This is a genomic window from Paraburkholderia sp. BL25I1N1 (genome assembly GCF_003002025.1).
Lineage (GTDB): Bacteria > Pseudomonadota > Gammaproteobacteria > Burkholderiales > Burkholderiaceae > Paraburkholderia.
Genome location: NZ_PVZB01000028.1, coordinates 1 through 25,741, shown reverse-complemented (window position 1 = coordinate 25,741; position 25,741 = coordinate 1). Strand labels below are relative to the sequence as shown.

The 25,741-nt window shown below is 62.5% G+C and carries 20 protein-coding genes; 2 read left to right on the top strand and 18 right to left on the bottom strand.

Annotation, left to right across the window (positions count from 1 at the left end; genetic code table 11):
- Window positions 1-82: 82 nt before the first annotated feature.
- The 16 genes from ftsZ to coq7 form a co-directional block, all read right to left on the bottom strand.
- The gene (gene ftsZ, locus B0G73_RS32110) at window positions 83-1,279 is read right to left on the bottom strand and encodes a cell division protein FtsZ (protein ID WP_012434416.1); all 1,197 of its coding nucleotides are present in this window, start codon (window positions 1,277-1,279) and stop codon (window positions 83-85) included.
- Between the two features lie 154 nt (window positions 1,280-1,433).
- The gene (gene ftsA / locus B0G73_RS32105; protein WP_007180311.1) at window positions 1,434-2,666 is read right to left on the bottom strand and encodes a cell division protein FtsA; all 1,233 of its coding nucleotides are present in this window, start codon (window positions 2,664-2,666) and stop codon (window positions 1,434-1,436) included.
- Window positions 2,667-2,693: 27 nt separating this feature from the next.
- Window positions 2,694-3,446, bottom strand: coding sequence for a cell division protein FtsQ/DivIB (locus tag B0G73_RS32100; protein ID WP_106285166.1), 753 nt, complete (start codon window positions 3,444-3,446; stop codon window positions 2,694-2,696).
- 24 nt (window positions 3,447-3,470) lie between these two features.
- Window positions 3,471-4,412, bottom strand: a complete 942-nt coding sequence (locus B0G73_RS32095) for a D-alanine--D-alanine ligase (RefSeq protein WP_106285165.1) — start codon at window positions 4,410-4,412, stop codon at window positions 3,471-3,473.
- A 1-nt stretch (window position 4,413) separates the two neighbouring features.
- The gene (gene murC / locus B0G73_RS32090; protein WP_012434420.1) at window positions 4,414-5,817 is read right to left on the bottom strand and encodes a UDP-N-acetylmuramate--L-alanine ligase; all 1,404 of its coding nucleotides are present in this window, start codon (window positions 5,815-5,817) and stop codon (window positions 4,414-4,416) included.
- Window positions 5,814-6,932, bottom strand: coding sequence for an undecaprenyldiphospho-muramoylpentapeptide beta-N-acetylglucosaminyltransferase (murG, locus tag B0G73_RS32085; protein ID WP_106285164.1), 1,119 nt, complete (start codon window positions 6,930-6,932; stop codon window positions 5,814-5,816). The genes murC and murG overlap by 4 nt, the downstream gene beginning before the upstream one ends.
- Entirely contained in the window at window positions 6,929-8,206 is a 1,278-nt protein-coding gene (gene ftsW / locus B0G73_RS32080) for a putative lipid II flippase FtsW (protein ID WP_106285163.1), read from the bottom strand. Before ftsW ends, murG begins: the two co-directional genes overlap by 4 nt.
- A complete protein-coding gene (gene murD / locus B0G73_RS32075) occupies window positions 8,203-9,717 on the bottom strand; it encodes a UDP-N-acetylmuramoyl-L-alanine--D-glutamate ligase (RefSeq protein ID WP_106285162.1) in 1,515 nt (504 codons plus the stop codon). Before murD ends, ftsW begins: the two co-directional genes overlap by 4 nt.
- 26 nt (window positions 9,718-9,743) lie before the next feature.
- The gene (gene mraY, locus B0G73_RS32070) at window positions 9,744-10,913 is read right to left on the bottom strand and encodes a phospho-N-acetylmuramoyl-pentapeptide-transferase (RefSeq protein WP_106285161.1); all 1,170 of its coding nucleotides are present in this window, start codon (window positions 10,911-10,913) and stop codon (window positions 9,744-9,746) included.
- 17 nt (window positions 10,914-10,930) lie between these two features.
- Complete coding sequence (gene murF / locus B0G73_RS32065; RefSeq protein ID WP_106285160.1) at window positions 10,931-12,343, bottom strand: UDP-N-acetylmuramoyl-tripeptide--D-alanyl-D-alanine ligase; 1,413 nt, start codon at window positions 12,341-12,343, stop codon at window positions 10,931-10,933.
- The gene (locus B0G73_RS32060) at window positions 12,340-13,887 is read right to left on the bottom strand and encodes a UDP-N-acetylmuramoyl-L-alanyl-D-glutamate--2,6-diaminopimelate ligase (RefSeq protein WP_106285159.1); all 1,548 of its coding nucleotides are present in this window, start codon (window positions 13,885-13,887) and stop codon (window positions 12,340-12,342) included. The genes murF and B0G73_RS32060 overlap by 4 nt, the downstream gene beginning before the upstream one ends.
- Entirely contained in the window at window positions 13,884-15,749 is a 1,866-nt protein-coding gene (locus B0G73_RS32055; RefSeq protein WP_106285158.1) for a penicillin-binding protein 2, read from the bottom strand. Before B0G73_RS32055 ends, B0G73_RS32060 begins: the two co-directional genes overlap by 4 nt.
- On the bottom strand, window positions 15,746-16,096 hold the full coding sequence (gene ftsL, locus B0G73_RS32050) for a cell division protein FtsL (RefSeq protein WP_106285157.1): 351 nt from the start codon (window positions 16,094-16,096) through the stop codon (window positions 15,746-15,748). Before ftsL ends, B0G73_RS32055 begins: the two co-directional genes overlap by 4 nt.
- Complete coding sequence (rsmH, locus tag B0G73_RS32045) at window positions 16,093-17,046, bottom strand: 16S rRNA (cytosine(1402)-N(4))-methyltransferase RsmH (RefSeq protein ID WP_106285156.1); 954 nt, start codon at window positions 17,044-17,046, stop codon at window positions 16,093-16,095. The genes ftsL and rsmH overlap by 4 nt, the downstream gene beginning before the upstream one ends.
- Window positions 17,047-17,061: 15 nt before the next feature.
- Window positions 17,062-17,490, bottom strand: a complete 429-nt coding sequence (mraZ, locus tag B0G73_RS32040) for a division/cell wall cluster transcriptional repressor MraZ (RefSeq protein WP_012434430.1) — start codon at window positions 17,488-17,490, stop codon at window positions 17,062-17,064.
- Window positions 17,491-17,900: 410 nt separating this feature from the next.
- The gene (gene coq7 / locus B0G73_RS32035) at window positions 17,901-18,539 is read right to left on the bottom strand and encodes a 2-polyprenyl-3-methyl-6-methoxy-1,4-benzoquinone monooxygenase (RefSeq protein WP_106285155.1); all 639 of its coding nucleotides are present in this window, start codon (window positions 18,537-18,539) and stop codon (window positions 17,901-17,903) included.
- Window positions 18,540-18,842: 303 nt separating this feature from the next.
- Here coq7 and B0G73_RS32030 point away from each other — a divergent pair, with 303 nt between their 5' ends.
- On the top strand, window positions 18,843-20,012 hold the full coding sequence (locus B0G73_RS32030; protein ID WP_106285154.1) for a porin: 1,170 nt from the start codon (window positions 18,843-18,845) through the stop codon (window positions 20,010-20,012).
- A gap of 222 nt (window positions 20,013-20,234) precedes the next feature.
- Here the strand turns inward: B0G73_RS32030 and B0G73_RS32025 are convergent, their stop codons facing one another.
- Both B0G73_RS32025 and B0G73_RS32020 read right to left on the bottom strand, forming a co-directional pair.
- Window positions 20,235-21,908, bottom strand: coding sequence for a long-chain fatty acid--CoA ligase (locus tag B0G73_RS32025; protein ID WP_106285153.1), 1,674 nt, complete (start codon window positions 21,906-21,908; stop codon window positions 20,235-20,237).
- Between the two features lie 146 nt (window positions 21,909-22,054).
- Window positions 22,055-24,133, bottom strand: coding sequence for a molybdopterin-dependent oxidoreductase (locus B0G73_RS32020; RefSeq protein WP_106285152.1), 2,079 nt, complete (start codon window positions 24,131-24,133; stop codon window positions 22,055-22,057).
- 188 nt (window positions 24,134-24,321) lie between these two features.
- Between B0G73_RS32020 and B0G73_RS32015 the strand changes: the two genes are divergently transcribed.
- On the top strand, window positions 24,322-25,518 hold the full coding sequence (locus B0G73_RS32015) for a M20 aminoacylase family protein (protein ID WP_106285151.1): 1,197 nt from the start codon (window positions 24,322-24,324) through the stop codon (window positions 25,516-25,518).
- Window positions 25,519-25,741 lie beyond the last annotated feature (223 nt).

Genomic DNA, 25,741 nt, shown 5'->3' with positions numbered 1-25,741 from the left:
TTCACCCGCCACGCTCGTGCATTCGTCCGCCAGCGCTGCACTGCTGTCCAAGCAGCGCCGCAACGAAAGCCTGCCCGTGCGCTCAGTCCGCCTGCTTGCGCAGGAATGCCGGAATGTCGTACGTGTCGACGCCCTTTTCCTGCAACGCCTGCACATGCGATGCGGCCGTATCGCGCGACGTGCGCCACACTGCCGGCGTGTCCAGTGCGCCGTAGTCGGCGGTGCTGGCGTGCGACGACTGCGGTGCGTAAGCAGCGTGTGCACTGATCGGCTGGTTATCGGTGCCGGTGCGCAGCAGCGTCATCGGTGCCGATTGCTGCTTCTTGGCCGCACGGCCCAGACCCGTTGCCACGACCGTCACTCGCAGCGCGTCGCCCATCGCATCGTCGTACACAGCGCCGAAAATCACGGTCGCGTCTTCTGCCGCGTAGCTCTTGATCGTGTTCATCACTTCGCGCGTTTCCGACAGACGCAGCGAACGGCTCGACGTGATGTTCACCAGCACGCCACGCGCGCCCGACAGATCCACACCTTCCAGCAGCGGGCTGGCCACAGCCTGCTCAGCAGCGAGGCGCGCGCGATCGACGCCGGCAACCGTCGCCGTGCCCATCATCGCCTTGCCCTGCTCGCCCATCACCGTTTTCACGTCTTCGAAGTCGACGTTCACCAGACCGTCGACGTTGATGATTTCCGCGATGCCGGCAACTGCGTTGTTCAGAACGTCGTCTGCGCACTGGAAGCACTTGTCCATCTCGGCGTCATCGCCCATCACCTCGAACAGCTTGTCGTTCAGAACGACGATCAGCGAGTCGACGTGATCCTCCAGTTGCTGCGAACCGGCTTCTGCCACGCGCATCCGCTTGCCGCCTTCGAATTCGAACGGCTTGCTGACCACGCCGACGGTCAAGATACCCATTTCTTTAGCGATCTGCGCGACCACGGGAGCTGCGCCCGTGCCCGTGCCGCCGCCCATGCCGGCCGTGATGAAGACCATGTGCGCGCCGCGCAGTGCGTCGGCGATGCGCTCACGTGCTTCTTCCGCTGCGGCGCGGCCCATTTCCGGCTTGGCGCCGGCGCCCAGACCCGTGTTGCCGAGCTGGATCACCGCGGTGGCGCGCGAACGCGACAAAGCCTGTGCGTCCGTGTTCATCACGATGAAGTCGACGCCTTGCACGCCTTTGTTGATCATGTGCTGAACAGCATTGCCGCCAGCGCCACCTACTCCGACCACCTTGATGATGGTGCCGTTCGTTTCGGTTTCCAGCATTTGGAAATCCATGATGCCTCCGTCAAGATAAAAATTTGCAGCCACTTCGGCCGTTATTCGGCAGGAGATCGGGCAACCGCCTGTCGCGCGCCGGCCGCCGGCACCAGCGCGTATTTTTTTGAAACCTGTTCGAAAACCCGTTCTGTGCAGCGATACAACGAATGCTTTAGAAGTTGCCGAGGAACCAGTCCTTCATGCGCGTGAACACCTGTCCCATCGAGCCCGACTGCACGGCCACCTTGCGGCCGCGCATGCGTTGCGAGCGTCCTTCGACGAGCAGGCCCATCGCCGTCGAATAGCGCGGATTGCGCACTACGTCAGCCAGACCGCCCGCGTATTCCGGCACGCCGATACGCACCGGCTTCAGGAAGATGTCTTCACCCAGTTCGACCATGCCGAGCATCATCGACGCGCCGCCGGTCAGCACCACGCCGGAGCTCAGCAGTTCCTCGTAACCCGACTCGCGCACCACCTGCTGCACGAGCGAAAACAGTTCTTCGACGCGCGGTTCGACCACCGCCGCCAGCGCCTGGCGCGACAGCGTGCGCGGACCGCGCTCGCCGAGACCCGGCACTTCGATCATTTCGTCCGGATCGGCCAAAGCCTGCTTGGCAATGCCGTAATCCACCTTGATGTCTTCCGCGTCCGGCGTCGGCGTGCGCAGCGCCATCGCGATGTCGCTCGTGATCTGGTCGCCGGCGATCGGAATCACCGCCGTATGACGAATCGCGCCTTCGCTGAAAATCGCAATGTCCGTCGTGCCGCCGCCGATATCGACCAGCACCACGCCGAGTTCTTTCTCGTCTTCCGTCAGCACCGCCAGCGACGACGCCAGCGGCTGCAAGATCAGATCGTTCACTTCGAGCCCGCAACGGCGCACGCACTTGACGATGTTTTGCGCCGCGCTCACCGCGCCGGTGACGATATGCACCTTCACTTCCAGGCGAATGCCGCTCATGCCGATCGGCTCGCGCACATCTTCCTGACCGTCGATGATGAATTCCTGCGTCAGGATATGCAGCACCTGCTGATCGGTCGGGATGTTGATCGCCTTCGCCGTTTCGATCACGCGCGCCACGTCCGTCTGCGTGACTTCCTTCTCCTTGATCGCCACCATGCCGCTCGAATTGAAGCTGCGGATATGGCTGCCGGCAATCCCGGTAAATACGTTGGTGATCTTGCAGTCGGCCATCAGTTCGGCTTCTTCGAGCGCGCGCTGAATGGACTGCACGGTGGCCTCGATATTCACCACCACGCCTTTCTTGAGCCCCTTCGATTCGCTCTGGCCGAGGCCGATCACCTCGTAGTGACCTTCGCCCTTCAACTCGGCGACGATGGCCACGACCTTCGACGTCCCAATGTCGAGGGCGACCAGCAGATCTTTATAGTCTTTACTCATAGCGTGCTCATTGCGTGTGATGTCCGTTTACTTCTTGCCCTTGTCGGGTTCGGTGATAAAGCGCATCCCTGCCGCGCGAATCGCGAAACCGTTCGGATAGCGCAAGTCCGCATACTCGATATCCTTTCCCCAACGTTGCGTCACCGCGCTCCACGCCGCACTCAGACGTTTGCTCCGATCGAGCAGCGTGTCCTGATTGCGTTCGCGCCCAAGTTCCACCTGCGTGCCGTTCGAGAGCTTCACCGTCCACGCGTAGCGCGGCGACAGCGTCACTTCTTCAGGCGTCGCGCCCAACGGCGCAAACCATTTCTGGAAGTCGTGATACCGCGCGACCACCTCTTTTGCCGTACCGTCCGGACCGTCGAACGCGGGCAGATCTTCTTCGAGCTCGCCCTGGTTCGCGGTGAACAGCTCGCCGTCGACGCTCACGAGCTGATCGCTGCCCCACGTTCCCAGCGGTTTGTACTCTTCCAGCGTGACAGCCAGTGCATTCGGCCAGACGCGCCGCACGCTCGCATGACGCACCCACGGCATCTGCTCGAACGCCTGACGCGCCACGTCGAGATCCACCGTAAAAAAGTTGCCCTTCAAGCGCCCCACCACACCCGCGCGCACCGTCGGCGAATTGATGTGCTCGGTATCGCCGTCGATCTGGATTTCGCGCAGCGCGAAATTCGGGCGCTGGATCAGCCAGTAACCGCCTGCCGCCAGCAGCACGAGCACCAGCAACACATGCAATGTGTTGGCGGCAAAATTGAGCTGGCGAACGTTGTTCCACATGGTGTTGCTTTCGGGTCGCCCCGGTTAGTCCTGCAGCGTCAGCGCCAACACGCCGACAACCAGTTCCTGATAGCTGATGCCCACCGCACGCGCCGCTTTCGGCGGCAGCGAGTGATCGGTCATGCCAGGCGCCGTGTTCACTTCGAGGAAATACGGGTTGCCGTCGGCGTCGAGCATGAAATCCGCGCGGCCCCAGTCGGTGCAGCCGAGCACGTCGAAGGCACGGCGCGCCAGCACTTTCAGGCGCGCTTCCTCGTCTGCCGTCAGACCGCACGGAATCAGATACTGCGTGTCGTTCGCGATGTACTTCGCGTGATAGTCGTAAAACTCGCCGGCCGGCACGATGCGGATCACCGGCAAATCCAGATTGCCGGCTATGCACGCGGTGTATTCGCCGCCGCCTTCAATGCTCTTTTCGACCACCACGATCTTGTCGTACTTGACCGCTTCGATCAGCGCGGCGGGCAGCGCGTCGGCGCTCTTCACCTTGATCACCGCGACGCTCGAACCTTCGCTCGCCGGTTTCACGAAGAGCGGCAAACCGAGCTTCGCGACGATGTCTTTCGAGCGCGTTTCGTAGTCGTCGCCGCGCAGCACCGCTTCGAACGGCGGCGTCGGAATGCCGAGTTGCTGCCACACGAGCTTGGTGCGGAACTTGTCCAGACCGAGCGCCGAGCCGAGCACGCCGCTGCCGGTGTACTTGATGCCGTAAAAGTCGAGCGCGCCCTGAATCTGGCCGTTCTCGCCGTAACCGCCATGCAGCGCGTTGAACGCGCGCACAAAGCCTTCTTCCTTCAATGCGGCGAGCGGACGCTCGGCCGGATCGAACGGATGCGCGTCCACGCCGGCGTCGCGCAGACCTTGCAGCACGAGGCGGCCGGAATTGAGCGAGACCTCGCGCTCGGCGGAATTACCACCGAGCAGTACTGCCACTTTGCCGAATTGTTTGGGGTCGATACTGCTCATCTCACACCTTCGTTTCCTGCGCGAGACGACCCGGCACACCGCCGATCGAACCCGCGCCCATCGTGATCACCACATCGCCGTCGCGCACCACTGCTGAGAGCGCGTCCGGCACTTCATCCACCGTATCGACAAAGACCGGCTCGACCTTGCCCGCCACCCGCAGCGCACGCGCCAACGCGCGGCCGTCCGCGGCGACGATCGGCGACTCGCCGGCCGAATAGACTTCGGTCAGCACGAGCGCGTCGACGGTCGACAGCACTTTCACAAAATCCTCGAAGCAATCACGCGTGCGCGTGAAGCGGTGCGGCTGGAACGCCAGCACCAGACGCCGGCCCGGAAATGCGCCGCGCGCCGCCGCCACCGTGGCCGCCATTTCGACCGGGTGATGACCGTAGTCATCCACCAGCGTGTACGCGCCGCTCGCTTTGCCTTCGCTGACGACAGGCACTTCGCCGTAACGCTGGAAGCGGCGGCCCACGCCGTTGAAATCCGCCAGCGCTCGCTGGATATCGGCATCTTTCACTTCAAGTTCAGTCGCGATTGCAATTGCGGCCAAAGCGTTCTGTACGTTGTGCTCGCCCGGCAGGTTCAAGACGATGTCGATCGGCGCCGCGTCTTCGCGCATGGCCGTGAAATGCATCTTGCCGTCATGCGCTTTGACGTTGACCGCGCGCACCTGCGCGTCCGGCGCGAAGCCGTAGCGAATGATCGGCTTCGACACGAACGGCAGGATCTCCTTCACATTCGGATCATCGACGCACAGTACCGCGATGCCATAGAACGGCAGACGGTGCGTGAATTCAATGAACGCCTGCTTGAGCCGCGCGAAATCGTGGCCGTAGGTGTCCATATGATCCGCGTCGATGTTCGTGATGACTTCGATCACCGGAAACAGATTCAGGAACGACGCATCCGACTCGTCGGCTTCCGCGACGATGAAGTCGCCCGTGCCGAGGCGCGCATTCGCGCCCGCGCTAATCAGCCGGCCGCCGATCACGAAAGTCGGATCGAGACCGCCCGCCGCCAGCACGCTCGCCACGAGCGAGGTGGTCGTGGTCTTGCCGTGCGTACCGGCAATCGCGATGCCCTGCTTCAGGCGCATCAGTTCCGCGAGCATCACCGCGCGCGGCACGATCGGAATGCGGCGATGACGCGCGGCCAGTACTTCCGGGTTGTCGCTGCGCACCGCGGTGGAAACGACCACCGCGTTCGCGCCTTCGATGTTCTCCGCCGCGTGACCGATCGCAATCCGCGCGCCGAGTGCGGCGAGGCGATCAGTGATTGCGTTGCTCGTAAGATCCGAGCCGCTCACCTGATAGCCGAGGTTGACCAGCACCTCCGCGATGCCGCTCATGCCGACACCACCGATGCCGACAAAGTGAATGTGTTTGACGATGTGTTTCATTGCTTTCCTTCTGGGCTCGCGCCCGAAATCGAACCCGCCACGGTCGCGCAAATCTGCGCGACCTGTTCCGTGGCGTCGGGTTTCGCGAGCGAGCGCGAACGCTCCGCCATCTCCGCGAGGGTTGCTCGCGTCTGGCTGCGCAACCAGTCAGCGAGGGTTTCCGCCGACAGATCGCGTTGCTGCACGACCAGCGCCGCGCCGTTGTCGGCGAGGAACGCTGCATTAGTGGTTTGGTGATCGTCTACTGCATACGGGAACGGCACGAAGAACGCCGCCACGCCTACTGCTGAAATCTCGGACACGGTCATTGCGCCGGACCGGCAAATCACCAGGTCGGCTTTCGCGTAGGCGCTCGTCATGTCGTCGATGAACGGCACGAGTTCGACGTCGGCGCCTGCTTGCAGACCTGCTGCCGCGTAGTTCTCGCGCAGCGCTTCGATATGCTTCGCGCCCGCCTGATGCACGATGCACGGCCGTTCGTTCGGCGCGAGCAAGGCCACCGCGCGCGGCACCACTTCATTCAAGGCCGCGGCGCCCAGACTGCCGCCCACGACGAGCACATTCAACGGACCGCTGCGTTGCGCGTAGCGTGCTTTGGGTGCAATCGCGCGCGCAAGTTCCTCACGAATTGGATTTCCCGTCCATTCGCCGTGCGGCAGTGCGTTCGGAAACGCAACCAGCACGCGTTTAGCGACTTTCGCGAGCACCTTGTTCGCGAGACCGGCAATCGAATTCTGTTCATGCAGCACCAGCGGACGACCGCTCAACGCGGTCATCAAGCCGGCCGGAAACGTGATGTAGCCGCCCATGCCGAGCACGACGTCCGGCTTCACGCGACGCAGCACGGAGAGACTTTGCGTGCAGGCACGCAGCAGATTCAGCGGCAGCATCAGCTTGGGTCTCAGGCCCTTGCCGCGCACGCCGCCGAAGCGCACGTATTCCATCGGGATGCCGTGCTTCGGCACCAGCGTCGCTTCCATGCCCGCGGGATTGCCGAGCCATACGACCTTCCAGCCCCACGCCTGCATCAGATGAGCGACCGCGAGCCCCGGGAACACGTGTCCCCCGGTGCCGCCGGCCATCACCATCAGCGTGCGTTGCGGCAGAGCGGTCATACTTTCCCTCCGCGCATCAGCACCCGGTTCTCATAGTCCACACGCATCAACACGGCAACAGCGACGCAGTTCAAAACAATGCCCGAGCCGCCATAACTGACTAGCGGCAACGTGAGACCCTTGGTCGGCAGCAAGCCGAGGTTCACGCCCATGTTGATGAAGGTCTGCGCGCCGAACCAGATGCCGACGCCTTTCGCCACCAGCCCCGCGAACGTGCGATCGAGTGCGAGCGCCTGACGGCCAATCTCGAACGAGCGGCGCACGATCCAGTAGAACATCAGGATCACCACCAGCACGCCGACAAAACCCAGTTCCTCGCCGATCACCGCGAGGATGAAGTCGGTATGCGCTTCCGGCAGATAGTTGAGTTTCTCGACGCTGCCGCCAAGACCCACGCCGAACCACTCACCGCGCCCGAACGCGATCAGTGAGTGCGTCAATTGATAAGCCTTGCCCTGCGCGTAACGGTCGTCCCACGGATCGAGGTACGCGAAAATCCGTTCACGACGCCACGGCGACGCCCACACCAGCAAACTGAACGTGCCGACCGCGGTCGCCACCAGGCCGCCGAACAGCTTGCCGTTCACGCCGCCGAGAAACAGCACGCCCATTGCGATCGCCGCGATCACCATGAACGCGCCCATGTCCGGTTCGAGCAGCAGCAACGCGCCGACGAGACCCACGGCGACCGCCATCGGCAAAAAGCCTTTGGCGAAGCTGTGCATGTATTCCTGTTTGCGCACCGTGTAGTTCGCGGCGTAAATCGTCACCGCGAGCTTCATGATTTCCGACGGCTGCATGTTCGTGATGCCGAGCGGGATCCAGCGGCGCGCGCCGTTGACGCCCTTGCCGACGTGCGGGATCAGCACGATCACCAGCGCGAACAGCGAGATCAGAAACAGCTTTGGCGCGTACTTGTCCCATGTCGCGATCGGAATGCGGAACGACACGATGCCGATCACCGAGCCCATCACCACGAAGATGATCTGGCGCACGAGGAACGCGTAATCGCGGTACGACGCGTACTTCGGCGAATCGGGCATGGCGATCGACGCCGAATACACCATCACCACGCCCAGACCGAGCAGCGCGACGACCACCCACAGCAGCGAGTGATCGTAGTCGAGCATGCGCGAGCGCAGCGGACGCACGCCGTTGACGGCGCTCGCAAGACCACTGCCGCCCGTGCGGCCCCCGGCGCGCGCCGCGCCGCCCGAACCACCCGCATCGCCGCCAGCGGCCTGGCGCGAACCGAAACGTTCCGACCAGCTCATATCATCGTCCCCCGTTCGGCCGCGATGTCTTCTACCGTGCTGCGGAATACCGCGGCGCGGTGCGCGTAACCCTTGAACATGTCGAAGCTCGCGCAAGCCGGCGAGAGCAGTACGGCATCGCCCGGCTCAGCGAGCGCGGTCGCGGCGCGCGTCGCTTCTTCGAGCGTGGCGTGATCCGTCATGGCGATGCCGGTTTCTTCCAGCGCGGCGCGAATCTGCGGCGCGTCGCGGCCGATCAGCATCACGGCGCGGCACCAGCGCATGACCGGCGCGGCGAGCGGTTCGAAATCCTGACCCTTGCCGTCGCCGCCGGCGATCAGCACGATGCGCTGTGCGAGCCCGTCGAGCGCGGCCACCGTCGCGCCGACGTTGGTGCCCTTGCTGTCGTCCACATAGTCGACACCATCGATCGACGCAATTAATTCCACGCGATGCGGCTCGCCGCGATATTCGCGCAGACCGTGCAACAGCGGCGCGCCCGGCAGACCGACCGCGCGTGCGAGTGCATAGGCGGCGAGCGCGTTGGCGGCGTTGTGCAGGCCACGAATGCGCAGGGCGTCTGCAGGCATCAGGCGTTTGAGCGCGATGTTCGGCGGCGTGACCACTTCGTTCTTGCGACGGCGCTTCGGCACCGGTTCGTCGCTCGCGTCGCGATCGTGCGCCTCTACGAGCCAGATCATGCCGTTGTCGCGCAGCAGACCGTAGTCGCCGTCGTTCTTCGGCTCGGTGACGCCGAACGTGACCATCTCGGCTTCGCTATCTTCCGCGGGCGCGAGCTTCATGACACGCGAGTCGTCGCGATTCAGCACGCGCACGGTCTGCGCACCGAAGATGCGGCCCTTCGCGGCGGCGTATGCGTCCAGACCGCCGTGCCAGTCCAGATGATCTTGCGTGATGTTCAACACGACCGCCGCATCCGGCGAGAACGTGTGCGCCGTTTCCAACTGGAAGCTCGACAGTTCCAGCACCCACACGTCGGGCAACGCGGTGTTGTCGATCGCTTCAGCGAGTTTGTCGAGCAGCGACGGGCTGATGTTGCCCGCCACCGCGACCTTCTTGCCGGCGCGCTCGCACAGCAGGCCGGTCAGGCTCGTCGTCGTGGTCTTGCCGTTGGTACCGGTAATCGCGATCACCTTCGGCGCATAGCCGCTTTCGCCAAGCGACTTCAGCGCTTGCGAGAACAGTTCGAGTTCGCCCCACACGGGAATGCCCTGCTCGCGCGCCGCTTCGATCAGCGGCAACAGATCGGCGGCAAGCGGTGACAAACCCGGGCTGATGGCGACGAGTTCGACACCTTCGAGCAATACCGGCGAAAACGGGCCGCCGACGAATGCGGCGTCGATGCCGTGCGCTTCCAGCGCGGGCAGGTTCGGCGGTACTTCGCGCGTATCGGCCACACGCAGCCGACAGCCGTGCCGCGCGCACCAGCGCGCCATTGCAAGACCGGATTCACCCAGTCCCAGCACGAGCACCATCGGCTTTTGCCGATCCCGAAACTTCTCGCCGAACATCGCCTGCTTCCTTAAGGACCTGCTGCTTAACGCAGTTTGAGCGTGGACAAACCAAAGAGACACAACATCAACGTGATGATCCAGAAGCGCACGACCACTTGCGTTTCCTTCCAACCCGACAATTCGAAATGGTGATGCAGCGGCGCCATCTTGAAGAGACGCCGCCCTTCACCGAAGCGGCGCTTGGTGAATTTGAACCACGTCACTTGCAACATCACGGAGAGCGTTTCCGCGACAAAAATGCCGCCCATGATGAAGAGCACGATTTCCTGGCGCACGATCACCGCTACCGTGCCGAGCGCGCCGCCGAGCGCGAGCGCGCCGACGTCGCCCATGAACATCTGCGCCGGGTGCGTGTTGAACCAGAGAAACGCGAGCCCTGCCCCGCCCATTGCCGAACAGAAGATCAGCAGTTCGCCCGCGCCGGCGATATGCGGAAACAGCAGGTATTTCGAGTAGACCGAGCTGCCCATCACGTAAGCGAACACACCGAGCGATGCGCCGACCAGCACGACCGGCATGATCACGAGACCGTCGAGGCCGTCGGTGAGATTGACCGCGTTACTCGCGCCGACGATCACCAGATACGTCAGCACGATGAAGCCCCACACGCCGAGCGGATAGCTGATCGATTTGACGAACGGCAGCATCAGGTCGGCACGCGCCGGCAAGCCCATCGAGAGGCCGCTGCGCACCCACGCCATGAACAGGTCGAACACGCGCACGTTGCTCGCTTCCGACACGCTGAAAGCCAGATAAACCGCCGCGAACAGACCGATCACCGACTGCCAGAAATACTTTTCGCGCGACGACATGCCGCGCGGATCCTTGTAGACCACCTTGCGGTAATCGTCGACCCAGCCGATCACGCCGAAACCGAACGTGACGAGCATCACGATCCAGATGAAGCGATTGGTCAGATCGGCCCACAACAACGTCGCCACGGCGATGCCGAGCAGAATCAGCACGCCGCCCATGGTCGGCGTGCCGGATTTGACGAGGTGAGTTTGCGGGCCATCTTTACGAACGGCCTGACCGACCTTCATGGAGGTCAGCTTGCGAATCACTGCCGGGCCGCAGACGAGCCCGATCAGCAGCGCGGTGATGGTCGCCATCACCGCACGGAAAGTCAGATAACTGAACACGCGCAAGAAGCTTGCGTCATTCTGCAGCCATTGCGCCAGCGCCAGTAGCATGCTTCGGTCCTTCTATTTCAATGTGCGGCGGGCGTACTGCCCGCTGCGTTGGGTTGTGGACTCGTTACGGCGTCCACCACGCGCTCCATCTGCATGAAGCGCGAGCCTTTCACGAGAAGCGTTGCACCAGGACCGAAACCGGCCTGCTGCAATTGCGCGACCAGCGTGCCGATATCGGCGACGTGATGCGCGTTCGCGCCATACGCAGTGCAGGCGTCGCGCGAGGCGTCGCCCATTGCGTACAGCGCGTCGATACCGCGTTCCTTGGCATAAGCGCCGATTTCGCGGTGAAACGCCGGGCCGTTGTCGCCGACTTCGCCCATGTCGCCCATCACCAGCACGCGCGGCGCGGCGCGTGAGGCGAGCACGTCGATCGCGGCGCGCATCGAATCGGGGTTGGCGTTGTAGGTGTCGTCGATGACGGTGGCGCCGGCGAGCGAGCCGAGTACGGCTTGCTTCACCTGCAAGCGGCCCTTCACGGCGCCGAACGATTCGAGGCCGCGCTTGATCGCGTCGAGCGACACGCCCGCGGCCAACGCTGCCGACGTTGCGGCCAAGGCGTTGTGCGCGTTGTGGTCGCCCAGCACTTTCAGCGTGACTTCGACCTGGCCTTCCGGCGTGTCGATGCTCAGGACGTTGCCGGCGAACGTGCCTTTTACTGCGGCTTCGGTGATGCGCTCGGCGGAGTTCAGTGCGAAGTCCATGATGCGGTTGCCGGTTGCGGCCACGCGCCAGATGCTCGCGTAGGCATCGTCCGCAGGGAACACCGCGACGCCTTCCGGCGAGAGCGCGTGAATCACGCTTGCGTGTTCGAGCGCGACCGCTTCGACCGTCGCCATGAATTCCTGATGCTCGCGCTGCGCATTGTTCACCACGGCCACCGTCGGCTCAGCGATCTTCGCGAGCTCCGAGGTTTCGCCCGGATGATTCATGCCCAGTTCGACCACTGCCAGTTGGTGCGCTGCGTGCAGACGGAACAGCGTGAGCGGCAAGCCGATGTCGTTGTTGAAGTTGCCCGCGGTCGCGAGACGCGCGTCGGCGCCGACTGCGGCGGTGAAGATCGACGCGATCATTTCCTTGACCGTGGTCTTGCCGTTGCTGCCCGTCACCGCGACGAGCGGCATGCTGAACTGGCGGCGCCAGCCGCGTGCGAGCGCGCCGAGCGCGATGCGCGTGTCGGTGACTTTGAGCGCCGGCACAGTCCAGTCTTGCGGCGTGCGCGTGACGAGAACAGCCGTCACATTGCGCGCGGCGACGTCCGGCAGAAAGTCGTGGGCGTCGAAGCGATCGCCCTTGATCGCGACGAACAGATCGCCAGGGCCCGCGCTGCGGCTGTCGGTCGAGACGCGTTCGAAGGTAACGCCCTCGTCACCCAGCACGGTCGCGCCCGAGATCAGCGCGGCGGCTTCACGCAGAGAGAACATGTTCATTCGCCACCTCCGCGTGCGTGCGTCGCGCGCGCGGCTAGCGCGAGGCGAGCGTGGTCCTGATCCGAGAAAGCGCGTTTCTTGCCCATGATTTCCTGTGTTGCTTCGTGCCCCTTGCCGGCCAGCACGATGACGTCTTCGCGCGCGGCGCTGCGGATCGCTTGCAGAATCGCGCTCGCGCGGTCCTCGATACGCCGCGCTTTCGACGCGTCTTTCATGCCCGCCGCAATCTGCTCGATGATGGCTTGCGGATCTTCGCTGCGCGGGTTGTCGCTGGTGACCACGACGCCGTCGGCGATTTTCTCGGCGATCGCGCCCATCAGCGGACGCTTGGTGGCGTCGCGGTCACCGCCGCAGCCGAACATGCAGATCAGTTCGCCGCCGCGTGCGGTCGCCATCGGGCGCAACGCTTCGAGTGTTTTTTCCAGCGCGTCCGGCGTGTGCGCGTAGTCGATCACGACGAGCGGTTCGTCGTTTTGCAAGCGGCCACCGAGCCGCTGCATGCGGCCGTTCACCGACTCGAGCTTTGCAAGTTCGGCCACGGCGGCCCCGAACGGGACGTCGGCGGCGAGCAGTGCGCCCAACACGCCGAGCAGATTGCTGACGTTGAACGCGCCGAGCGTCTGCACTTCCACTTCGGCATCGCCCCAATCGGAAGTACTCAGATGGAACGCGGTGCCTGTGGCCGTAGCGCGCACGTTCGAAGCGAGCAGAAGCGCGTCGGCTTGCGGCGCGTCTTGCAGCGTTTCGTCAAGCCCGTACGCGATGGTGCGTGCATGACCCTGCGTGCTCGCGAGCAAACGGCGGCCGGCTGCATCGTCGCGGTTGATCACGGCCGCGCGCAGTTCCGGCCAGGCGAACAGACGCGCCTTGGCCGCTTCGTAGGCTTCGAACGTATGGTGATAGTCGAGATGGTCCTGCGTGAGATTCGTGAACACGGCGATGTCGAACGCCGTGCCGTTCACGCGCCCCTGATGCAACGCGTGCGACGACACTTCCATGGCTACCGCCTGCGCGCCCGCGTCGCGCAACTGCGCGAGACTGCGCTGCAATTGCGGCGCGTCGGGCGTAGTAAAGCCGGTGTGCACCAGGTGGCCCGGCAAGCCGGTGCCGAGCGTGCCGATGATCGCGCAACGCGTGCCGAGCGCCGTCAGCGCCGCCGAGATCCACTGGCTGCACGAGGTCTTGCCGTTCGTGCCGGTAACACCGAGCGTCAGCATGCTGTCGCTCGGATCGTTGTACCAGCCGCTCGCAATCGAACCCGCCAGTTCGTTCAACGCCGGCACGGCCAGCGTGTTCGACGGATCGATCGCGCCGCTGAAGCCTTCGGGCTGAACCAGCACGGCGGCGGCGCCACGTTCGATCGCGCCGTCGATGAACGGGCGGTTGTCCGCGCCGTCCACGGCATAGGCGAAAAACGCGTCGCCGGCCGCGAGCGAGCGCGTGTCGGCGTGCAGATGCGCGCCTGGCTGCACGTGAGCATGCAGCCAGGCGAGGGCGTCGGCGATCTGCCGCTGTGCGGGATGCTTCTTCCGCAACATGCTCATCGCACGACTCCCGGATGGCTTTTTGCGTTCGCGGAAATCGTCATCTTCTTCGCGCCGGCGCTGGTGGAGAGCTTCTTGGCCGTGGCCGGCGTGGCGGGCGCGGTCGGTGCGGCCGGTGCCGAATCGTCCGACACCACCATTTGCTTGACCGGCATGTCCGGCGGCACATTCAAGGAGCGCAGCGTGTCGCCGACAATGCTCGAGAACACCGGACCCGACACCTGACCGCCGAAGTGGCTGCCCGCCGTCGGTTCGTCGACCGAGACGGCCACGACGATGCGCGGGTTCGGCATTGGCGCCATACCGACGAACGAAGCGCGATATTTCGAGTGGTCGTAGCCGTGCGCGCCATGCTTGTACGCCGTGCCGCTCTTGCCGCCGACGCGATAGCCCGGCACCGCCGCATCCGGCGAGGTGCCGCCCGGCGCCGTGACGGTTTCGAGCATGGCGCGCACTTGACGTGCGGTAGTAGGCGCGAAAATCTGCGGGCCGGTGGCCGGCTGATCGCCAGGCGTGCGGAAAATCGACACCGGCATGATCTCGCCGTCGTGCGCGATTGCCGTATAAGCGCGGCCCAACTGGAACAGCGACACCGACAGACCGTAACCGTACGACATGGTGGCCTGCTCGATGCGGCGCCAGCTCTTCCACGGACGCAGACGGCCGGCCGCCGCGCCCGGGAATCCGACCTTCGGCGCCTGGCCGAGACCGATGCTGGTGTACATGTTCCACATCTCTTCGGGCTTGAGCTGCATGGCGATCTTCGTCGCGCCGATGTTGCTCGACTTCTGGATCACGCCGCCCACCGTCAGCACGCCGAACGCGCTGTCGTCGGTAATCGGCGCGCCGTCAAGCACGAAGCGGCCGCCGCCTGTATCAACCAGTGTAGTCGGCGTGACGCGGTGCAGATCGAGCGCGAGCGAGACCGTGAACGGCTTCATGATCGAGCCGGGCTCGAACGTGTCGGTCAGGATGCGGTTGCGCAGCTGATCGCCGGTCAGGTGTGAACGGTCGTTCGGGTTGTAGGTCGGGTAATTGACGAGCGCCAGCACTTCGCCGGTGCGCACGTCGATCACCATGGCCGCGCCGGCCTTCGCCTTGAATTTCTCGACGGCCGCCTTCAGATTCGTGTAGGCGATGTACTGAATCTTGCTGTCGATCGAGAGATCCACGTCCTGGCCGTTGTGCGGCACAACCTGCTCGTCCACGTCTTCGATGATGTGGCCCATGCGGTCCTTGATCACGCGGCGGCTGCCCGACATGCCGGCGAGCAGCTTCTGGTCGCCGAGCTCGACGCCTTCCTGGCCTTCGTCTTCCACATTGGTGAAGCCGATCAGGTGGGCCGTGATCTCGCCTTCCGGATAGAAGCGCTTGTACTCGTCGCGCGCGTAAATACCGGGGATCTCCAGCGCGGCGACTTTAGCTGCGACATCCACCGGCACCTGGCGCTTGACGTAAACGAAGGTCTTGTCTTCCGAGAGCTTGGCGCGCAGTTCCTTATTAGTCATGCCGAGCAGTTTGCCGAGCGACGTGAGCTTGTCCGCGCCAAGGTCGTCCGGCACCGATTCGGGAATCGCCCAGATCGCGCGCACCGGCAGACTCGTGGCCAGCACGAGACCATTGCGGTCGAGAATCTTGCCGCGCGTGGCCGGCAGTTCGAGCCGGCGCTGATAGCGGATTTCACCCTGCTTCTGATAGAACGCGTTGCCCGGGCCCTGGATCCAGAAGGCGCGCGCGGTCAGCGCGACGAACGCCATGAACAGCAGGAACACGACGAGTTTCGAGCGCCACATCGGCAGGCGCACCGACAGGATCGGATTGGCTGAGAAAGCCACGCTCTTGCGAGTCGACGATTTTTTCATCGCACGCCTCCGCGACGGGTCGGTGCCGGCGCCGATGCCGGGCCGGAAGTCGGAATCGGTGCATCTTCGGCTTTCGCCGCGCCCGGATCGAGCGTGAGGTACTGGGTGCGGCCGGTGGCGACCGATTGCATCTTCAGGGAATCAGTGGCGATAGTCTCGATGCGCGACGTTTTCGACAGCGCGCTCTGCTGATATTGAAGTTGCGAATAATCCTGCTGCAGTTGACGCTCCTGCGATTGAGCGCGCTGCAACTGGATAAAGATCTGGCGCTGCTGATTGGTAGCATTGACGACGGACAGAGCGCAGCCCATCACGATGATCAGCAGGAAGATGTTGAGACGGTTCATGGTGCGATCCGCTCCGCCACACGCATCACGGCAGAACGGGCGCGCGGATTCGCGGCGACTTCAGCGTCGCTCGCGAATACGCGGCCGATGATTTTGAGCGGAGGGCTCGGCAGATCGACTGCGCGAATCGGCAGACGGCGATCCACCGTCGGCGTACTCGCGTGCGCCTGCATGAATCGCTTGACGATCCGGTCCTCGAGCGAATGAAAGCTGATGACCACCAGCCGCCCCCCTTGCTCCAACAGCGACAACGCTGCTTCTAAAACGACTTGCAGCTCCGCAAGCTCTTGATTGATGTGAATCCGTATAGCTTGAAAGGTGCGGGTTGCCGGATCCTTGCCCTTCTCACGGGTTTTGACGACGTTAGCCACGATTTGGGCAAGCTCGCCCGTGCTGACGAGAGGCCCAAGACGGTCGGACTCTGCCCGGCGAGCAACAAGCGCCTTTGCAATCTGAAAAGCAAACCGTTCTTCCCCATAATCTCGTATCACCTCCGTCAATTCCTGCACCGTGGCCCGCGCGAGCCAATCAGCGGCCGATTCGCCGCGCGTCGGGTCCATCCGCATGTCGAGCGGGCCGTCGGCGCGGAAGCTGAAGCCCCGCTCCGGATCGTCGACTTGCGGCGACGACACGCCCAGATCCAATAAAACGCCCGACACCCGTCCTACGCCGCGCTCCGCAATCGCGGTGCGCAGTGAAGCAAAACTCTCGTGCACGATGCCGAAGCGCGGATCGGCAATCTGCTGCGCCGTGGCGATGGCGAGCGGGTCTTTGTCGAAAGCGATCAGACGCCCCGACTCAGCCAGCTTTTCCAGCACCAGGCGGCTATGCCCACCGCGCCCGAACGTGCCGTCCACATAGACGCCGTCTGCGCGCGTGACCAGCGCTTGGACCGCTTCTTCCAGCAGCACCGTGCGATGCTGCAATTCGTTTCCCATCGCAGGTGCCATATATGTAAACCGCGATCAGAACGTGAAATCTTTTAACGCGTCGGGCATGCCCTCGGCCATTGCCGCCTGTTCCTTCGCGGCGTATGTTTGTGCATCCCACAACTCGAAGTGACGACCCATGCCAAGCAAGGTCACTTCTTTTTCCAATCCGCCAGCCGTGCGCAATTCCGGCGATACGAGCACGCGCCCTGCGCCGTCCATTTCAACGTCCATTGCATTGCCGAGAAAAATGCGCTTCCACCAGGTCGCGTTCATAGGCAGCTTGTCGACCTTGTCGCGGAAGATCTCCCACTCTGGGCGCGGAAAGAGCAACAGGCAGCCGTCCGGGTGCTTGGTGATCGTCACCCGGCCCTCTGCCTGTGTCTGCAGCGCATCCCGATATCGAGAGGGAATAGACATCCGCCCTTTCGCATCGAGCGTCAGCGCCGACGCCCCTTGGAACACTTCGCTCTCCCCATTTGGCGCATTGGCGCGCCAGCTGCCCGACCCATGAAAATCTACCCGAAACCGCTCGTGAGATCACACAAAAATACACTTTCTCACACTGTCTCCCACTTTAGAGGAACGCTAAACGGGGGTCAAGGGAGATACGTGCTTTTCCAGCGAATTTTGTTTGTTAGAACAAGGACTTAGCGCGACTCCTTCACGTCGCGCATAAAACGGAAAACCGTTATAAATGAACGAGCTAGTGCAGCTTGTGAAGGTGATACGTGAAAAGTGCTGGGGAAAGGCGCGGAATGAAAGAGATCGTTAAGCGGGATCGGCAGACGTGGGATGGCGTTTCTGGGTGCTTCAGGCGAACGGCGCGAGGCGCCGTCCCACTTTCGAGATGTACGTGAACAGTTGGCTTTGACTTATATGTAATAGGCGGTACGCGTCATGACTTTCGATACGGCGCGCATCAGCGCGCGCGCGGGCAACGGTAGCTCCATGCCACCGGCTTCCATCGCCGCCTTGCCATGTTCCGCTTCGTCCGCGCGCATCTGCTCGACGATTGCGCGCGACTCGTGATCGGCTGCCGGCAATTCGCTTAGATGGCCGTCGAGATGCAGCTCCACCTGACGCTCGGTTTCGGCCATGAAGCCGAGGCTGACGCGGTCGCCCATGCGCCCCGCCGCGAGGCCGATTGCGAGCGCGCCTGTATACCAGAGCGGGTTGAGCAGACTGGGGCGCGAGTCGAGCGCTTCGAGACGTTTGGAAGTCCACGCGAGATGATCTTCTTCCTCGATCGCTGCGCGATTGAACACGGCCCGCAAGGACGGCGATTTGGTCGCGAGTTTCTGAGCCTGATAGAGCGCCTGCGCGCAGACCTCACCGACGTGATTCACGCGCATCAAGCCAGCCGCGTGCGCACGCTCGGCCGGTGAAAGTTCGACCGCCGGTTCGGTCACCGCGGATTCTTGCGGCACCGGCAACGGACGACTCATCCGCGACACGCCGGTCATTGAGCGTAAACCCCGATCAAACTCGCTAATCAACTCGTCCAGAAACATTCAGCGCTCCCTTACTCGACAACCGCCTCATCGATCCACCAGGTCCGCTCGACAAGGCTTTGCAGTGCAAAAGCGGCTTCGCGAAAACCTTCAAACCGCATGAATCGGGCGGCCAATTTCTGATTTTAGACCATGTTGCGTAAACGAAACAGGAGCCTTCGCGCCCCGCTCCTTTTTCTTTGTGCCATGTATGCCTTTTGTTACATTACGTGCAACTTCTCGCGAAGTTGGACATGCAAGGCCTCAACGCTAGATAAATATTCTGCCTTGTACAAAAGATTCGTAATCCTTGGAGATCATTCGATGAAAAAGTCGCTTCTCGCTCTCGCAGCACTGGGCGCATTCGCAGGCGTCGCACATGCTCAGAGCAGCGTGACCCTGTACGGTATCATTGACGAAGGCTTCAACATCAACACCAACTCGGGTGGCAAGCACCTGTACAACCTGTCCAGCGGCGTCATGCAAGGCTCGCGTTTCGGCCTGCGCGGCACGGAAGATCTGGGCGGCGGTCTGAAGGCAATCTTCGTGTTGGAAAACGGCTTTGACGTGAACAACGGCAAGCTGGGTCAAGGCGGCCTGATGTTCGGTCGTCAAGCTTACGTTGGCCTGTCGAGCCAGTTCGGTACGGTCACGCTGGGTCGTCAGTACGACTCCGTCGTCGACTACGTCGGTCCGCTGGAAGCCGGCGACCAATGGGGCGGCTACATCGCTGCTCATCCGGGCGACATCGACAACTTCAACAACGCGTACCGCACCAACAACACGGTCAAGTACACGAGCGCTGATTACGGCGGCCTGAAGTTCGGCGGCACGTACAGCTTCGGCGGAGTTGCCGGCAACGTCACGTCGAACCAGATCTGGTCGTTGGGCGCTGGCTACAACAACGGTCCGTTGGTCTTGGGCGTTGGCTATTTGAACGCACGCACGCCGGCAGCTTCGGGCGGCCTGTTCAACAACGGCGGTACGGCTGCAACGCCGGCCGCGGCTGTGACTTCGCCGGTGTACGCTGGCTTCTCGTCGGCTAACACGTATCAAGTGATCGGTGCAGGCGGCGCTTACACGTTCGGCGCAGCGACCATCGGTGCGACGTACTCGAACATCCGCTTCGCCAACCTGGGCGCTTCGTTCGCATCGCCGTTCAAGGGCCAGTCGGCTACGTTCAACAATGCAGAACTCAACTTCAAGTATCAGTTGACCCCGGCATTGCTGGTCGGCGCAGCGTATGACTACACGCGCGGCGCGGAAATCAACGGCAACTCGCGTGCTCAATACCACCAAGGCTCGCTCGGCGTGGATTACTTCCTGTCCAAGCGCACGGACGTGTACGTGATTGGCGTGTACCAACACGCTCTGGGCGATACGATCAACGCAGCGGGTGCTACGGTCAACGCAACGGCAGGCATCAACGGCCTGTCGGGCTCGTCGAACCAGAACCAACTCGCGGCTCGCGTCGGTATCCGTCACAAGTTCTAATAAGTCGTAAAAAAGCAGTCTGCCTCAAAGGCGCCTTCGGGCGCCTTTTTTTATGGCGCGCGCTGCTGACTGGTTTCGCGATGCGATTGCTGTGCGAAAGAAAGGCCCGGCAGACTTTCGTCTGCCGGGCCTTTTTCGCTTACTCGTCGCTTCTTGCCAGCTTCTTGCCAGCTTCTTGCCGGCTTCTTGCCGGCTTCGTGCCCGATCAATGTGCGATTCCGCCTACGCCCGTCCGTCGCGCAACTCACGGCGCAGAATCTTGCCGACGTTGCTCTTCGGTAGTTCAGCGCGGAACTCGACGATCTTAGGCCGCTTGTAGCCGGTCAACTGCTGCTTGCAGTACGCGAAGATGTCGGCATCAGTGAGCGCCTGATCCTTCTTCACGACAAACAGTTTCACTGCTTCGCCCGAATGCTGGTCCGGCACGCCCACCGCGGCGACTTCGAACACGCCCGGCAGTTTGGCGACCACGTCTTCGATTTCATTCGGATAGACGTTGAAACCGGACACCAGAATCATGTCCTTCTTACGGTCGACGATCTTGACGAAGCCGCCATCGTTCATCAGGCCGACATCGCCCGATTTGAAGAATCCGTCCGGCGTCATCACCTTCGCGGTCTCGTCGGGCCGGTTCCAGTAACCCGCCATGACCTGCGGGCCGCGGATGCAGATTTCGCCAGGCTGGCCGAGCGGCACTTCGTTGCCCTCGTCGTCACGAATCGAGATTTCCGTCGACGGCAGCGGCAGGCCGATCGTTCCGCTGTATTCGGTGACCGTGACCGGATTGCAGGTCACGCACGGCGACGTCTCCGACAAACCGTATCCTTCGATAATGGGCGTATGAGTCTCTTCGTACCAGCGCTTGGCGACGGCTTCCTGCACCGCCATACCGCCGCCATTCGCGGCGATCAGCTTCGAAAAATCGAGCTTATGGAAATCCTGGCTATTCAACAACGCGTTGTAGAGCGTGTTGACGGCGGGAATCGTCGTGATCGGATAGCCTTCGAGCGCCTTGATCATGCCCGGAATGTCGCGTGGATTCGGAATGAGTACGCCGAGGCCGCCGGTACGGATCGTCAACAGACCGCACACGGTCAGCGCGAACACGTGATACAGCGGCAACGCCACGACGGTGACGAACTGGCCGATATCCGTGCGATTCGCGCGAACCGGATCGAGCCAGATCTCCGACTGCAGCACATTGGCAATCAGGTTCCGATGCAGCAGCGTCGCGCCCTTGGCCACGCCTGTCGTGCCGCCCGTGTACTGGAGAAAAGCGACGTCGTCAGGACCTTGCTGGACCGCTTTGAAATTCTGGCGTGCGCCTTCCGCGATGGCGGTGTTGAACTTGACGTGACCCGGCAGACTCCAGGCCGGCACCATCTTCTTCATCTTGCGCACGACGAAATTCACCAGCGTGCCCTTGATCCCCATCAGGTCGCCCATCGCGGCCACCACGATGTGCTTGATCGACGTGTTGCGCACGATCGCCTGCAGTGTGACCGCGAAGTTCTCGAGCAAAATGATCGCTTCCGCGCCGCTGTCCTTGAGCTGATGCTCGAGCTCGCGAGGCGTGTAAAGCGGGTTCACATTCACGACCACATAACCCGCGCGCAAAATGGCTGCAATGGCCACCGGATATTGCAGCACGTTGGGCATCATGATCGCGATGCGCGCGCCGCGGGCGAGGTTCTTCGACTGAAACCACGCGGCGAGTTTGCGCGAAAGCGCGTCAAGCTCGCCGTAGCTGATCTCCTTGCCCATGCAGACGAACGCCGGTTTGGCGCGGTGGTCGCGGAAGGCTTCTTCGAGCAGTTCTCCGACCGACGAATAGCGGCTCGGGTCGATCTCTGCGGGAACGCCGGGCGGATAAGATTTCAGCCAGATTTTGTCCATGCAGCGTCTCCTCCTTTATTTTCGAATGGTCGTGCTAAAAACGCATCGTAGCATGGGCACCTCGGTACTATTCGCGAAAAGCGGCTTGGTTAGACTGCAGCCTCGAACCTGTGAAGGACGTGGGCTGCGGGACGGTTGAGCGGGATTCAGACGCGCTCGACTTCGACCAGGCAGTCGTAGAAAGTTGCCGATCCGCCCAGATCGGTGAGCGCCTGGCTGGTGAGTTGATTGGCATTGCGACCGTCGGGCGCGAGCTTTTTCCACCAGATCGACAGGCCGACCACGAGCCCTTTCCGGGCTTTATCCGTGACGCGCACGCGCGCCTGCATGGAACCGCGATCGTTAAAGATCCGCACCCGAGCGCCATCGACGATCTCCCGCGATTGAGCGTCGGCCGGGTGCATGTCGAGGTGCGGCTCGCCTTCCGTCGAACGCAGACTTTCGACGTTCACGAAGGTGCTGTTCAGAAAGTTGCGGGCCGGCGGCGAGATCATCGCAAGCGGGTAGCGTGCGGCTAGCTCCGGTGCGCCGTCGGCGGATTCGTAGGGCGGCAGATAGTCCGGGAGCGGGTCGAGCCCCTGCTGCGCGAGCCGTTCACTATAGAACTCGCATTTGCCGGACGGCGTCCGGAAACCGCCGTCTGCGAAAGGTGCGTCGGGCAGGTTCAGCCGGGCCCAGCCGGTTTGCTTCAACGTCTGCCAATCCACGCCTTCGAGCGTTGTGTCCTGCCAGCGGAACGCGTTTTTGGCGACGGTCTCGTCGCTTTCGAATAGCGCGGGCTCGCTCAGCCCCATGTGACGCGCGAAGCCGCGGAAAATCTCCGTGTTCGGGAGTGCACCGCCGACCGGAGCGATTGCCGGCAAGTTGACCATCACGTGTGTGTGGCCGTATGACTTATGGACATCGAAGTGTTCGAGCTGAGTCGTTGCGGGCAGGAGCAGATCGGCGTAGTCGGCGGTGTCGGTCTGGAAATGCTCCAGCACGATGGTGAAGAGATCCTCACGCGCGAAACCCGCTGCGACTCGCTCGGAATCCGGCGCGACGGCCACCGGATTCGAGTTGTAGACGACGATCGCTTCGACCTTAGGGCCGAACGCGGCGTCGCCCTTGTGCAGCAACGCATCGCCGATTGTATTCATATTGATGACGCGGCTGACCTTGGACGGCCAGCCCGGCATCAGGTCCGGACGCTGCAACGCATGCGAGTCGACCGGCGCCCAACCGCCCGAGGACAGCAGCACGCCACCCGCTCTTTCGCGCCACGCGCCCGTCAACGACGGCAGGCAGGCGATAGCGCGCACGGCATTGCCGCCGCCACGCACGCGCTGTAGACCGTAATTCATGCGGATCGCGGCCTTTTTCGTACCGCCGTAAAGTCGCGCAAGATCGACGATAACGCTTTCATCAACGTCGCAAATTTCAGCAACACGCGACGGCGGGTAATTCAGCGCGCGGGCCTTCAGTTCATCAAAGCCTAATGTGTGGGCCTCAATGTAAGCGTGATCGAGCAGATCTTCCGCGATCAACACGTTCATCATGCCGAGCGCCAAGGCACCATCGGTGCCGGGTTTCAGGGCGATATGCTGATGACACTTTTCGGCGGTCAGCGAGCGGTATGGATCGATCGCGATCAGCTGTGCGCCGCGGCGTTTGGCCTGTTGAGCGCGGGTCCAGAAATGCAGGCTCGATGCGATGGGATTGGACCCCCAGATGAGGATGACCTCGCTCTCGTCGAAAAACTCGGTGAGCATGCCAAGGCTCGCGCCATAGGTGTACTTCAAACCGGCGGCGCCGGCGGACGCGCAGATCGTACGGTCCAGTTGCGATGCGCCGAGCGTGTGGAAGAATCGTTGCGCGATGCTGTCGCCCTGGACCAAACCCATCGTGCCGGCATAGCTGTAGGGGACAATCGCTTCTGGCGCGCGACTTGCAATCTCCGAGAGACGGCCTGCCGCCAGCTGGAACGCCTCATCCCAACTGATCGGCTCAAAGCGGCCCTCGCCTTTACGGCCGATGCGCTTCATCGGCGTCGTCAATCTTTGCGGATGATGCACGCGCTCCGCATAGCGGCTGACCTTGGCGCACAGCGCGCCTTGGGTGGGCGGATGCTCGGGATCAGCGACGACCTTGATCGCACGTCCGGCCGCGACCGTCACTCGCATCGCGCAGGTGTCGGGGCAGTCGTGCGGGCATACGGCGCGAGCGAGTTCGGTCGGAGCATTCATCGGCGATCCTTTCAAGAAGGCGGTGAGCGGTGTAGCAATGCCGGATTCTATTACGGCAATTGCTGCGTGGCCTGCGCGCTGCCGCCAAAAAGGCCTTGGGCGTAGAATCGGTTATTACCGTGCCCGGGCCAGTGTGGCCCCGAGCGATTCCACGCAAGCCGAAAGCACAGACGCGTCACCACTCCATCATGAAACTTATCCCCGAAATCCAAGCCGCTCACGGCGAAATTCAGACCCTGCGACGAACAATCCATGCTCATCCGGAACTGCGTTACGAGGAAACGGCGACGGCCGATCTGGTGGCACGAACGCTCGAATCCTGGGGCATCGAAACTCATCGTGGGTTGGGCAAAACCGGCGTCGTCGGTGTGCTGAAACGCGGCAATGGTGCACGCTCCATTGGTCTGCGGGCCGATATGGATGCGTTGCCGATACAGGAACTGAACAGCTTCGACCATCGGTCGAAAAACGACGGCAAGATGCACGCGTGCGGCCACGACGGACATACCGCGATGCTGCTCGGTGCCGCGCGGCATCTGGTCAAACATGGCGAATTCGACGGCACAATCGTGTTCATTTTCCAGCCTGCCGAAGAAGGCGGCGCTGGTGCGCAGGCCATGATCGACGACGGCCTATTCGCGAAATTTCCGGTCGACGCAGTATTCGGTATTCATAACTGGCCGGGCATGCCGGCGGGGCACTTCGGCGTGACCGAAGGTCCAATCATGGCATCGAGCAACGAATTTCACATTGAAATTAAAGGCGTGGGCTCGCACGCCGCGCTGCCGCACAACGGCCGCGATCCCGTCTTCACTGCAGTGCAGATTGCGAATGGATTGCAGAGCATCATCACGCGGAACAAGAAGCCGCTCGACACCGCCGTGTTGTCGATCACGCAGATTCACGCCGGCGACGCGGTCAACGTCGTCCCGAACAATGCGTGGATCGCGGGCACCGTACGGACGTTTACGACCGAGACGCTAGATCTGATCGAAGCGCGCATGCGCAAGATCGCAGAGAGCACGGCCGAGGCCTACGATTGCTCGGTCGATATTCGTTTCCACCGAAACTACCCGCCGACGATCAACAGCAGCGAGGAGGCCCGCTTTGCAGCGACGGTGATGAAGGAAATTGTCGGCGCAGATAAAGTCGACGACGCGGTCGAACCGACGATGGGCGCGGAGGACTTCTCTTTCATGTTGCTCGCCAAACCGGGCTGTTACGCGTTCCTGGGTAATGGCGATGGCGGGCACCGAGATTCGGGCCATGGCGCGGGTCCGTGCATGCTGCATAACGCGAGCTATGACTTTAACGACGAGTTGTTGCCGATCGGCTCGACGTACTGGGTACGGTTGGCACAGCGGTTTCTGGCGCAGGGCAAATAGAATATTTTCGAGGGGGTTGGCGGCGGTGAATGGTTCGCCGCCGAGCCTTCTCTCGTTGCTATGAATGGTTTCTGCGGATGGGAATGAGGTGATTTATCCCGCGGGTTTTCTACGTGTATGGCGGCGGGGTAAACGCAGAAACCCCACCTTTGCGGGGTGGGGTTTCTGTTTGCTGCTGGGGAGCCTGACGATTACCTACTTTCACACGGGTAATCCGCACTAT

Bases quoted from the DNA above. Each gene is read 5' to 3' on its own strand.
- ftsZ (WP_012434416.1), bottom strand. From the start codon at position 1,279: ATGGATTTCCAAATGCTGGAAACCGAAACGAACGGCACCATCATCAAG.
- ftsA (WP_007180311.1), bottom strand. From the start codon at position 2,666: ATGAGTAAAGACTATAAAGATCTGCTGGTCGCCCTCGACATTGGGACG.
- B0G73_RS32025 (WP_106285153.1), bottom strand. From the start codon at position 21,908: ATGGACAAAATCTGGCTGAAATCTTATCCGCCCGGCGTTCCCGCAGAG.
- murG (WP_106285164.1), bottom strand. From the start codon at position 6,932: ATGACCGCTCTGCCGCAACGCACGCTGATGGTGATGGCCGGCGGCACC.
- B0G73_RS32095 (WP_106285165.1), bottom strand. From the start codon at position 4,412: ATGAGCAGTATCGACCCCAAACAATTCGGCAAAGTGGCAGTACTGCTC.
- ftsW (WP_106285163.1), bottom strand. From the start codon at position 8,206: ATGAGCTGGTCGGAACGTTTCGGTTCGCGCCAGGCCGCTGGCGGCGAT.
- B0G73_RS32055 (WP_106285158.1), bottom strand. From the start codon at position 15,749: ATGAAAAAATCGTCGACTCGCAAGAGCGTGGCTTTCTCAGCCAATCCG.
- murC (WP_012434420.1), bottom strand. From the start codon at position 5,817: ATGAAACACATCGTCAAACACATTCACTTTGTCGGCATCGGTGGTGTC.
- B0G73_RS32015 (WP_106285151.1), top strand. From the start codon at position 24,322: ATGAAACTTATCCCCGAAATCCAAGCCGCTCACGGCGAAATTCAGACC.
- rsmH (WP_106285156.1), bottom strand. From the start codon at position 17,046: ATGGCACCTGCGATGGGAAACGAATTGCAGCATCGCACGGTGCTGCTG.
- B0G73_RS32020 (WP_106285152.1), bottom strand. From the start codon at position 24,133: ATGAATGCTCCGACCGAACTCGCTCGCGCCGTATGCCCGCACGACTGC.
- B0G73_RS32030 (WP_106285154.1), top strand. From the start codon at position 18,843: ATGAAAAAGTCGCTTCTCGCTCTCGCAGCACTGGGCGCATTCGCAGGC.
- mraY (WP_106285161.1), bottom strand. From the start codon at position 10,913: ATGCTACTGGCGCTGGCGCAATGGCTGCAGAATGACGCAAGCTTCTTG.
- B0G73_RS32060 (WP_106285159.1), bottom strand. From the start codon at position 13,887: ATGAGCATGTTGCGGAAGAAGCATCCCGCACAGCGGCAGATCGCCGAC.
- coq7 (WP_106285155.1), bottom strand. From the start codon at position 18,539: ATGTTTCTGGACGAGTTGATTAGCGAGTTTGATCGGGGTTTACGCTCA.
- murD (WP_106285162.1), bottom strand. From the start codon at position 9,717: ATGTTCGGCGAGAAGTTTCGGGATCGGCAAAAGCCGATGGTGCTCGTG.
- B0G73_RS32100 (WP_106285166.1), bottom strand. From the start codon at position 3,446: ATGTGGAACAACGTTCGCCAGCTCAATTTTGCCGCCAACACATTGCAT.
- ftsL (WP_106285157.1), bottom strand. From the start codon at position 16,096: ATGAACCGTCTCAACATCTTCCTGCTGATCATCGTGATGGGCTGCGCT.
- murF (WP_106285160.1), bottom strand. From the start codon at position 12,343: ATGAACATGTTCTCTCTGCGTGAAGCCGCCGCGCTGATCTCGGGCGCG.